This window comes from Streptomyces sp. WELS2, from assembly GCF_013870595.1.
Classification (GTDB): Bacteria; Actinomycetota; Actinomycetes; order Streptomycetales; family Streptomycetaceae; genus Streptomyces.
In genome coordinates, this window is the sequence record NZ_JACBWZ010000178.1 from 1 (window position 1) to 9724 (window position 9724).

Genomic DNA, 9724 nt, shown 5'->3' on the forward strand with positions numbered 1-9724 from the left:
CGCCCGGTCAGGGCCGCCGCCAGCAGCGTGGCGTCCGACTCGTGCCTGGCGTACGCCTCCGGGTAGCCGCTGCGCTGCACCCGCTGCGCGGCCACCGTCAGCGGCAGGTCCGTGTAGTGCGGCACCTTCGCCAGGTGCGCGTAGAAGATGCCCGCCGCGTACGCCGGGTCCATGATCTGCCGCTCGCTGCCCCAGCCCTGCGAGGGGCGCTGCTGGAACAGGCCGAGCGAATCCCGGTCGCCGTGCCGGATGTTGCGCAGCCCCGACTCCTGGATGGCGGTGGCCAGCGCGATCGTCACGGCCCGCTCGGGCATCCCGCGCCCGGTGCCCACGGCCGCGATCGTGGCCGCGTTCTCCGCCTGCTCGGGCGTGAACTCGTAGGCGGCCCCGTCACCGGAGTCCGAGACCACTTCGCAGCCGCGCGCTCCGCCGCCTCCGGTGACGTACTGCACCACGAGGTACGCGGCGACACCGCACAGGACCAACAGGGCCGCCGTGAAACGGAAACGGCGGCCACGGCGCTTGGGAGAGGTGGGGGACGGCTCTGGCACGCGTACAAGGTACTGGAGCCCGGCCGGTGCCCCGCGTGGGGTCCGCGCCGTCGCTCCGGCGGTGTTCCGGCAGGTGGCGCGCTAGGGTCGGGGCCATGCCCGACACCTCCCTTGACCTCACGCTGGACGCCGCCACGCTCACCGCGCGGCTCGTGGACTTCCCGTCGGTCAGCGGCACCGAGAAGCCGCTCGCGGACGCGATCGAGACCGCCCTGCGCGCCCTGCCGCACCTGACCGTGGACCGGTACGGCAACAACGTCGTCGCCCGGACGGACCTGGGCCGTGCCGAGCGCGTCGTCCTGGCCGGCCACATCGACACCGTCCCGATCGCGGACAACGTGCCCTCGCGCCTCGACGACGACGGCGTGCTGTGGGGTTGCGGCACCTGCGACATGAAGTCGGGCGTGGCGGTGCAGCTGCGCATCGCGGCCACGGTGCCCGCCCCCAACCGCGACCTGACCTTCGTGTTCTACGACAACGAGGAGGTCGAGGCCGAGCGCAACGGCCTCAGGCACATCGCCGAGGCCCGTCCGGAGTGGCTGCGGGGCGACTTCGCGGTCCTGCTGGAGCCGTCCGACGGCGAGGTGGAGGGCGGCTGCCAGGGCACGCTGCGGATGCTGCTGAAGACCTCGGGCGAGCGGGCGCACTCGGCGCGCGGCTGGATGGGCTCCAACGCCATCCACGCGGCGGCCCCCATCCTGGCCCGCCTCGCGTCCTACGAGCCGCGCCGGCCGGTCATCGACGGGCTGGAGTACCGCGAGGGCCTGAACGCGGTGCGCATCGGCGGGGGAGTGGCGGGCAACGTCATCCCCGACGAGTGCGTGGTGACGGTCAACTTCCGCTACGCGCCCGACCGCACCGAGGAGGAGGCGATCGCGCACGTCCACGAGGTGTTCGCGGACTGCGGCGTGACGGAGTTCGTCGTCGACGACCACAGCGGCGGCGCCCTGCCGGGGCTGTCCCACCCGGCCGCCGCGGCCTTCATCGAGGCGGTGGGCGGCACCCCCCGGCCCAAGTACGGCTGGACGGACGTGTCCCGGTTCTCCGCGCTCGGCATCCCGGCGGTCAACTACGGCCCCGGCAACCCGCACTTGGCGCACAAGCGGGACGAGCGGGTGGAGACCGCGAAGATCCTGGCGGGCGAGGAGCGGCTGCGGAACTGGCTCACCGCGTAAGGGCGCGCCGGGTGCCGGTGCCCGCCGGACACGCCGGGGTCCCCCTTCCGTAACCCGTATGGATCTAGGCTGGGAATGAACTACCGGCAAGCGGAGGGAGCGCACATGGCTACCGGAAACCCCGAGGGGAAGAAGCAGCCGCCGGACGAGCAGCGGCTCGGTCCGGTCCTCCGACGGCGGGGCCAGGTCACCGCCAGCACGACCGACCAGCGGCTGCTGGACGAGCGCGCTCCCACCGACTGGGTCCACACCGACCCCTGGCGGGTGCTGCGCATCCAGTCGGAGTTCATCGAGGGCTTCGGCACGCTGGCCGAACTCCCGCCCGCCATCAGCGTCTTCGGCTCGGCCCGGACCCCGGCCGACTCGCCCGAGTACGACGCGGGGGTGCGGCTCGGCCGGGGGCTGGTGGAGGCCGGCTTCGCGGTCATCACCGGCGGCGGCCCGGGCGCGATGGAGGCGGCCAACAAGGGCGCGTGCGAGGCGGGCGGCATCTCGGTGGGCCTCGGCATCGAGCTGCCCTTCGAGCAGGGCCTCAACCCCTACGTCGACATCGGCCTGAACTTCCGCTACTTCTTCGTCCGCAAGATGATGTTCGTGAAGTACGCGCAGGGGTTCGTGGTGCTGCCCGGCGGCCTCGGCACCCTCGACGAACTCTTCGAGGCCCTCACCCTCGTCCAGACCCAGAAGGTCACCCGCTTCCCCATCGTCCTCTTCGGCAGCGAGTACTGGGGCGGCCTGGTCTCCTGGCTGAGGAACACCCTGGTCGCCCAGGGCAAGGCCGCGGAGAAGGACCTCCTCCTGTTCCACGTCACCGACGAGGTGGAGGAGGCGGTGTCCCTCGTGTCGAAGGAGGCGGGGCGTTAGCAGGCCGCTTCCGGACACACCGCCCGCACCCGCGAGTGCCGGCGACAGGGCCTAGGCCAGGCCCCGCCGGGCCACCGCGGGTGTGCGGTGGCCGGCGATCGCGCCGACCATGTCCAGCACCTGCCGGGTCTCCGCCACCTCGTGCACCCGGTACACCTGCGCGCCGAGCCACGCGGAGACGGCCGTCGTGGCCAGCGTGCCGATCAGCCGCTCCTTGACCGGCCGGTCCAGGCTCTCGCCCACGAAGTCCTTGTTGGACAGCGACACCAGCACCGGCCAGCCCGTGGCCACCATCTCGTCCAGCCGGCGCGTCGCCTCCAGGCTGTGCCGGGTGTTCTTGCCGAAGTCGTGCCCGGGGTCGATCAGCACCGACTCCCGCGGCACGCCCAGCGAGACCGCGCGCTCGGCCAGCCCGAGGGTCACGTTCAGGATGTCGGTCATGACGTCGTCGTACGTCACCCGGTGCGGCCGGGTCCGCGGCTGCGCCCCGCCCGCGTGCGTGCACACCAGCCCCACGCCGTACCGCGCCGCGACCCGGGCGAGCCCGGGATCGACGCCACCCCACGCGTCGTTCAGCAGATCCGCGCCCGCCTCGCACACGGCCTCGCCGACCTCCGCCCGCCAGGTGTCCACGCTGATGATCACATCGGGGAACCGGCGCCGTACCTCCGCGACGAAGCCCACCGTCCGGCGCGCCTCCTCCTCGGCCGAGACCTCCTCGCCGGGCCCCGCCTTGACCCCGCCGATGTCCACGATCGCGGCGCCCTCGGCCACCGCCCGCTCCACCCGCTCGAGGGCCGGTTCGTCGCGGAACGTGGCCCCTTGGTCGTAGAAGGAATCCGGCGTCCGGTTCACGATCGCCATGATCACCGGCTCGTGCGGCCCGAATTCCCGCTTGCCCAGCCTGAGCATCCGCCCTGCCCTCTCCTAGTACGTCCCGCTGTACGGCCGCCTGTGACCCTAACCGTCCGACGCGCATGGCACGATCGGAGCCTGACAGATACCGCTGCCGGCACAGCGTCCGGTACGAGCGTGGGGACCCTGAGGCGATGGTGATGTTCTTGTTCCTGGTCGTCGCGCTGGCCGTCGTGGTCGCCGCGGTGACCCTGGGCGTGGTCGGCGGCGGGGAGAGCGCCCCACTGCCGGAGGCGGTGCCCGAGCGGCTCCGGGACCCGCTGCCCCCGGACCGCCCGGTGGACCGCGCGGACGTGGAGAGCCTGCGCTTCCCGGTCGCGCCGCGCGGCTACCGCATGGCCGACGTGGACGACGCGCTCGGCCGGCTCGCCGCCGAACTGGCCGAGCGGGACGCCCGCATCGCCGACCTGGAGTCCGCGCTGGCCGGCGCCCGGGCCGCCGCGCGCGAACAGCGGGCCGAGCACCCGCGGACGGAGCCGGAGCAGGGCCGGGAGGAGCAGCGATGACCGGCCGAGCCGCCGTCGCCGGGCCGGACGGCGCCCTGCGCTGCCCCTGGGCCCTGTCCACCGACGACTACGTGGCGTACCACGACGAGGAGTGGGGCCGCCCGGTCCACGGCGACGACGCCCTCTTCGAACGGCTCAGCCTGGAGGCCTTCCAGTCGGGCCTGTCCTGGATCACGATCCTGCGCCGCCGCCCCGGCTTCCGCGCCGCCTTCGCCGGCTTCCGCATCGAGAAGGTGGCCGCGTTCACCGACGCCGACCGCGAGCGCCTGCTGGCCGACCCGGGGATCATCCGCAACCGCGCCAAGGTCGACGCCACGCTCGCCAACGCCCGCCTGCTCGCCGGCTGGGCCGAGGGCGAGCTGGACGAGCTGGTCTGGTCCCACGCCCCGGACCTGGCGGCCCGCCCGGCCCCGAGGACCCTGGACGACGTGCCGGCGGTGACCCCGGAGTCCACGGCCCTGTCCAAGGCCCTGAAGAAGCGGGGCCTGCGGTTCGTCGGCCCGACGACGGCGTACGCCCTGATGCAGGCGTGCGGCCTGGTCGACGACCACCTGGAGGCCTGCGTGGCCCGCGGTACCCCGTAGCGGACGAACCCGCGGCCCTACCGCCCCAGGTACTTCGGCTTCTCCTTGGCGACGAACGCCCGGACGGCGATGTGGTGGTCCTCGGACCGCCCGGCCCGGGTCTGCAGCTCGTCCTCCTTCTCCAGCGTCTCCTCCAGGGAGTGCGTCAGCCCGTAGGCCACCGCCTCCTTGATCGCCGCGTACGCCACGGTCGGCCCCTCGGCCAGCGCCCGCGCCGCCTTCGCGGCCTCGGCGCGCAGCTCGGCCGCCGGCAGGACCCGGTTGGCGATGCCCAGCTCCAGCGCGTCCCGGGCGCTGATGCTGCGCGGGAAGAGCAGCAGGTCGGCGGCGCGGCTCGGGCCGACCACCCGGGGCAGCGTCCAGGAGATGCCGGAGTCGGCGGTCAGGGCGACGCCCGCGAAGGAGGTGTTGAAGGCGGCGGTGTCGGCCACCAGCCGGTAGTCCGCGGCGAGCGCGAAGCCGAACCCGGCGCCGGCCGCGACGCCGTTCACCGCCGCGACCACCGGCTTCGGCGCCCCGGCCAGGGCCCGCACGATCGGGTTGTAGTGCTCCCTGACCGTGCTCATCGTCTGCCCGGCGCCGGTCTCCCGGTCACCGGCCAGCAGCCCGATGTGCTCCTTGAGGTCCTGGCCCACGCAGAAGGCCCGGTCACCGGCGGCGGTCAGCAGGATCGCCCGGACGGCCGTGTCACCGGCCGCCGATTCCGCCGCCTCCCGCAGGGCCACCTTGGTCGCGATGTCCAGCGCGTTCATCGCCTCGGGGCGGTTCAGCGTGATCGTCGCGAGTCCGTCGCTCACCTCGTAGAGCACGGTGTCGGCCATGGCGTGTCCCCTCCGGAGTAGCCGCTGGTGACGTACCGCTCGGTACGTCCATGTCTGAGGACAGCATGGCGGAGATCCCCGGCCGGCGGCCGGAGCGCACGTGTGACCTGCGTCAAAGAAATCCACGGCGGAGCCGGTCCCGGGAGCCACGCGGGGTGGCGCAGTATCGCAGGCACATCGCCGAATTGGGTGGTTTTGCTCGCGCGCGTTGCCCAAGCGATGCCGACCGATGTTGGTCATCGGGTCCTGCCATGCGGGATAATGGCCAGGAAGCAATGTGTTCGATGCCGGTGTCGCGTGTCCGTTCCGGATGGCGGGTGCCCCCTGCCCGGGGGTAGGCAGAGACGATGAGCTGGTTTCAGGAAGGGGAACGAGCATGGCGGCCATGAAGCCGCGGACGGGTGATGGCCCGCTCGAGGTGACCAAGGAGGGGCGGGGCATCGTCATGCGCGTTCCGCTCGAAGGCGGCGGTCGACTCGTCGTCGAGCTGACCCCTGACGAGGCCGAGGCGCTTGGCGACGCCCTCAAGAAGGTCGTCGTCTGACGTCCCGATTCTGTCCTCGCGCCTGCCCCGGCATCGTACGCGGTGCCGGGGCAGCCGCGTCTTCGGGGGCGGCCGTCACCGTACGCACGCCCTGCTCCGCCGGCACCGGCCACACGGCCGGCGTCACCGGCACCGGCCACACGGACCGCGTCACCGGCACCGCCGTCATCGCTTGACGGCGCACAGCAGCCCGTCGCCCACCGGCAGCAGCGACGACACCAGCTCCTGGCTCTCCCGCACGGTGCGCAGCAGCTCCCGCAGCCGCAGCACCTCCGCGGGCTGGGGCCCCGAGTCGACCGTACGGCCGTCCGCGAAGACGCCCTCGAAGACCACCAGGCCGCCCGGCCGCAGCAGACGCAACGATTCGGCGAGGTAGTCGGGGTACTCCAGCCGGTCCCCGTCGCAGAACACGAGGTCGTAGCCCGCGTCGGCGAGGCGCGGCAGGACCTCCAGGGCACGGCCGGGGATGAACCGGGCCCGGTTGCTGGCGAAGCCGCAGCCGCGGAAGGCCTGCCGGGCGAACTGCTGGTGGTCCGGCTCCGGGTCCACCGTCGTCAGCACCCCGTCCGGCCGCATCCCGTGCAGCAGATGAATGCCGGACACCCCGCAGCCGGTGCCGATCTCCGCGACCGCCTTCGCGTCCACGGAGGCGGCGAGCAGTCGCAGCGCGGCGCCCGTGCTGGGCGACACCGAGCGCAGCCCTGCCTCGCGGGCCCGCTCGCGGGCCCAGCGCAGCGCTTCGTCCTCGGCGACAAAGGCGTCGGCGAACGCCCAGCTCGTCTGCCGGTTGGCGGTAATGACCCTCTCCTGTCCCCGTGGTTGCCTGGGCGTGACTGTATCCGTTGGCGGCGGGAACCCGCAGATGAGCCCGTGCGTTTACAGGGATGAGACGGTGGCCGGCGACGCGACGGGGGGCGAGCGGTGAGGCAGGACGCCGAGCAACTGCTGACGCAGCCGGATGAGCCGGATCAGCAAGTATCAAATTCTCGTAAAACCGCTTATCCGGAGCTAACGGGCGAGGTGGCTATGGTAGGGGCTCCACTGGACACCACCAGAGCCGACAGGGGAGGTGCGGCTGCGCCCGGGGACCGGGGTGGAGTGCTGCGGCGCTTCCTCGGGTCGGCGGGCAGGCCGAAATCCGTGACCGACACCGCTGCTGACAGCCACGCCGCCGGGATCGCCGCAGGCGAGACCCCGACCGCGACCTTCACCACCGACGCGGACGGGCAGGCGTGGACTCCGCCCACGTGGGACGAGATCGTCAGCACGCACAGCGGCCGGGTCTACCGACTGGCCTACCGCCTGACGGGCAATCAGCACGACGCCGAGGACCTCACCCAGGAAGTCTTCGTCCGCGTCTTCCGTTCCCTGTCGACGTACTCGCCGGGCACCTTCGAGGGCTGGCTGCACCGCATCACCACGAACCTCTTCCTGGACATGGTCCGGCGCAAGCAGCGCATCCGCTTCGACGCCCTCGGCGAGGACGCGGCCGAGCGCCTGGCCAGCCGCGAGCCCACCCCGCAACAGCTGTTCAACGACGCGCACTTCGACGCCGACGTCCAGCAGGCCCTGGACACCCTGGCGCCCGAGTTCCGCGCCGCCGTCGTCCTGTGCGACATCGAGGGCCTGTCGTACTCGAAGTCGCCGCGGCGGATCGCCGGGCTGATCAGGATCTGGTCCAGGACCTGCTGGTTGCCCTGGTAGTCATAGGTGTAACGCTCGCTCTTCGGCAGCGACTTGATCGCCGACCACAGCGCGCCGTCGCCCTCCAGTATCTTCGTGGTGCCGGAGAACTCGAAGTCGTTCATGTCGCCGAGCGCGATCACGTCCGCGTTCTTCTGCACCGCCAGGATGTCCTTCACGAACGCGTTCACCGCGGTCGCCTGGGCGTGCCGCTGGATCTCCGAGCCGCGCACCGGGGGCTGGTACTGCGCGGTCAGACCCTGGTCGCCCCCCTTGGAGTTGAGGTGGTTGGCGATCACGAAGACGGTCTTGCCGCGGAAGACGAACTCGCCCGCGAGCGGCTTGCGGCTGTTGCTCCAGGCCGCGTTCGCCGGGTCGATCCGGCCCGGCGAGAAGGTCAGCCGGGCCTTGCCGCGCTCCTTGACGACACCGGTCGCGGTGGTCGAGTCGCCGCCCGGGCGGTCCGTGAAGGAGACCCGCTCGGGGTTGAACAGGAACACCTGGCGGATGTTGCCGCCGGGCTCGCCGCCGTCCTGGCCGTCGACCGGGTTGACCGACCGCCAGTCGTACACCGGGCCGCCCGCCGCGGCGATGGCGTCGATCAGCTTGGTGACGGTCTTTTCCGCGTCGACCGTGCCGTCGTTCGTGGCGCCGTTGTCGTCCTGGATCTCCTCCAGGGACACGATGTCCGGCGACTGCAGGTGGTCCACGATCGCGGCGGCGTGCTGCTCGAACGTGGTGTCCGACGGGTCGAGGTTCTCGACGTTGTACGTCGCCACCGCCAGCTCGCGCTCCGACTGCCGGCGTGTGGTCTCGCGCTCGAGGCCGCCGCTCTCCAGTGTGCCGAGGCCGCTCGCGACCAGTGTGTAACCACCGTACTGGTTGAAGTCCAGCGGGCCGGTCGTCGTACCCGAGAGGCGGTCGCCGACGTCCGCCTTGGGGAAGTCGGCGGCGGGACCCAGGGACTGGATCTGGAGCCGGCCGGTGTTCTGGGAGTCGTAGGAGCCGTAGACCGTGCCGCCGCGGCGGCTGCGGTGCTCCCACGGCTTGACCGTGACCCACAGCTCGCTGTGCGTGTCGGTCGCGGTGACCACGCGGGCGTCGGCGACCTGGACGTTCATGCCCTCCAGGGACTCGTAGTAGTCCAGGGCGTACGCCGACGGGTCCAGGGTGAGCCCGTTGACGGACCCCGCCGCGGCGGGGTCGCCCTCGGGCGCGTAGGCGTCCGGCACCGCGTCCTCGTCGATCACGACCGGCGCGGGGACCGGGTTGCCGGTGGAGACGGTGGTGACCTGCGGCTTGGTGATCTCCGTCAGCGACTGGTTGCCGGAGGAGGCACCCCCGGGGACGTACTCGGTGACCGTGCCGGTCACCGTCACCGCGTCGCCGACCGCGACCTTCGGCGTGGAGCTCGTGAAGACGAAGACGCCCTCGCTGGTGGCCGGGTCGTCGTCCGGGGCCGCGTCCTGGAGCCAGAAGCCCCGGGAGGACCCGTAGGTGCGCGTGGCCGTGACGATGCCGGGCACGTCCGTCACCTTCTGCCCGGCGTACGGCGATATCCGGGTCGTGCCCTGGATGTCGTGGACGCGCACCGAGTCGGCGTGCGCGGGGGAGGTGACGACGACGGCGGACGCCGCGCCGCAGACGGCGGCGACGGTGAGCGCGGCGAGGCGCGCGGAAGACCTGCTCGGCAAGGGATTCCCTCCGGGACGTGCGTGAGCGCCGGGACGAGGACGGAACGGAGACCGTGGGGACGCGTGTGCCCCCTGTGACACGCGTAGCGCCGAGTGAACAGTTGTCCCCCGAACTTCTACGCGCGTCAATCTCCTGCCTGGCCCGGGGAGTTGTCAAGGTTTCGGCCATGGTCGGCCGCTTACGGACAGATGAACCGGGCGGCATGGGTGGAAATCCGTCTAGGCTGAGCGGCTGAGCCCGTTTCTCGGTCCGAGGAGAACCAGCCGATGTCAGACAGCTCCCCCCTGCCGCCCGCGCGGCTGCGCCCCGAAGCGGAGCTGGCGCGCGCCGCGCTCACTGGATCTGGCAGGAGGGCCTGGAACAGCTCACCGTGGCCCCGCCCCGCA

9 protein-coding genes and 2 pseudogenes are annotated in these 9724 nt (G+C 72.2%); 6 read left to right on the forward strand and 5 right to left on the reverse strand.

From position 1 onward, the window contains the following. A pseudogene (locus tag H5J33_RS13530) lies at positions 1 to 551 on the reverse strand (heavy metal transporter); the annotation flags it as partial. A gap of 95 nt (positions 552 to 646) precedes the next feature. Here H5J33_RS13530 and dapE point away from each other — a divergent pair. Then, positions 647 to 1726 (forward strand): succinyl-diaminopimelate desuccinylase, encoded by a 1080-nt coding sequence (gene dapE / locus H5J33_RS13535; RefSeq protein WP_181795155.1) that lies wholly within the window; start codon positions 647 to 649, stop codon positions 1724 to 1726. Between the two features lie 105 nt (positions 1727 to 1831). Next, positions 1832 to 2590, forward strand: coding sequence for a TIGR00730 family Rossman fold protein (locus tag H5J33_RS13540; protein WP_181795156.1), 759 nt, complete (start codon positions 1832 to 1834; stop codon positions 2588 to 2590). A gap of 51 nt (positions 2591 to 2641) precedes the next feature. Here the strand turns inward: H5J33_RS13540 and folP are convergent, their stop codons facing one another. After that, a complete protein-coding gene (folP, locus tag H5J33_RS13545; protein WP_181795157.1) occupies positions 2642 to 3502 on the reverse strand; it encodes a dihydropteroate synthase in 861 nt (286 codons plus the stop codon). 137 nt (positions 3503 to 3639) lie between these two features. On the opposite strand from folP, the gene H5J33_RS13550 reads away from it, so the two are divergent. Both H5J33_RS13550 and H5J33_RS13555 read left to right on the forward strand, forming a co-directional pair. Further along, positions 3640 to 4011 (forward strand): DivIVA domain-containing protein, encoded by a 372-nt coding sequence (locus H5J33_RS13550; RefSeq protein WP_181795158.1) that lies wholly within the window; start codon positions 3640 to 3642, stop codon positions 4009 to 4011. Then, the gene (locus tag H5J33_RS13555; protein WP_181795159.1) at positions 4008 to 4595 is read left to right on the forward strand and encodes a DNA-3-methyladenine glycosylase I; all 588 of its coding nucleotides are present in this window, start codon (positions 4008 to 4010) and stop codon (positions 4593 to 4595) included. The genes H5J33_RS13550 and H5J33_RS13555 overlap by 4 nt, the downstream gene beginning before the upstream one ends. A 17-nt stretch (positions 4596 to 4612) precedes the next feature. Here the strand turns inward: H5J33_RS13555 and H5J33_RS13560 are convergent, their stop codons facing one another. Then, positions 4613 to 5416, reverse strand: coding sequence for an enoyl-CoA hydratase/isomerase family protein (locus H5J33_RS13560; RefSeq protein ID WP_181795160.1), 804 nt, complete (start codon positions 5414 to 5416; stop codon positions 4613 to 4615). 376 nt (positions 5417 to 5792) lie between these two features. Between H5J33_RS13560 and H5J33_RS13565 the strand changes: the two genes are divergently transcribed. Beyond that, complete coding sequence (locus tag H5J33_RS13565) at positions 5793 to 5960, forward strand: DUF3117 domain-containing protein (RefSeq protein WP_018544333.1); 168 nt, start codon at positions 5793 to 5795, stop codon at positions 5958 to 5960. A 165-nt stretch (positions 5961 to 6125) separates the two neighbouring features. Here the strand turns inward: H5J33_RS13565 and H5J33_RS13570 are convergent, their stop codons facing one another. After that, on the reverse strand, positions 6126 to 6824 hold the full coding sequence (locus H5J33_RS13570; RefSeq protein WP_078637421.1) for an O-methyltransferase: 699 nt from the start codon (positions 6822 to 6824) through the stop codon (positions 6126 to 6128). Positions 6825 to 6986: 162 nt separating this feature from the next. On the opposite strand from H5J33_RS13570, the gene sigE reads away from it, so the two are divergent. Next, a complete protein-coding gene (gene sigE / locus H5J33_RS13575) occupies positions 6987 to 7664 on the forward strand; it encodes an RNA polymerase sigma factor SigE (protein ID WP_258565050.1) in 678 nt (225 codons plus the stop codon). On the opposite strand, the pseudogene H5J33_RS13580 reads toward sigE, so the two are convergent. Then, positions 7589 to 9337, reverse strand: a pseudogene (locus H5J33_RS13580) (endonuclease/exonuclease/phosphatase family protein); the annotation flags it as partial. The gene sigE and the pseudogene H5J33_RS13580 overlap by 76 nt on opposite strands. Positions 9338 to 9724: the final 387 nt, after the last annotated feature.

Bases quoted from the DNA above. Each gene is read 5' to 3' on its own strand.
- H5J33_RS13560 (WP_181795160.1), bottom strand. From the start codon at position 5,416: ATGGCCGACACCGTGCTCTACGAGGTGAGCGACGGACTCGCGACGATC.
- folP (WP_181795157.1), bottom strand. From the start codon at position 3,502: ATGCTCAGGCTGGGCAAGCGGGAATTCGGGCCGCACGAGCCGGTGATC.
- dapE (WP_181795155.1), top strand. From the start codon at position 647: ATGCCCGACACCTCCCTTGACCTCACGCTGGACGCCGCCACGCTCACC.
- H5J33_RS13555 (WP_181795159.1), top strand. From the start codon at position 4,008: ATGACCGGCCGAGCCGCCGTCGCCGGGCCGGACGGCGCCCTGCGCTGC.
- H5J33_RS13565 (WP_018544333.1), top strand. From the start codon at position 5,793: ATGGCGGCCATGAAGCCGCGGACGGGTGATGGCCCGCTCGAGGTGACC.
- H5J33_RS13550 (WP_181795158.1), top strand. From the start codon at position 3,640: ATGGTGATGTTCTTGTTCCTGGTCGTCGCGCTGGCCGTCGTGGTCGCC.
- sigE (WP_258565050.1), top strand. From the start codon at position 6,987: ATGGTAGGGGCTCCACTGGACACCACCAGAGCCGACAGGGGAGGTGCG.
- H5J33_RS13540 (WP_181795156.1), top strand. From the start codon at position 1,832: ATGGCTACCGGAAACCCCGAGGGGAAGAAGCAGCCGCCGGACGAGCAG.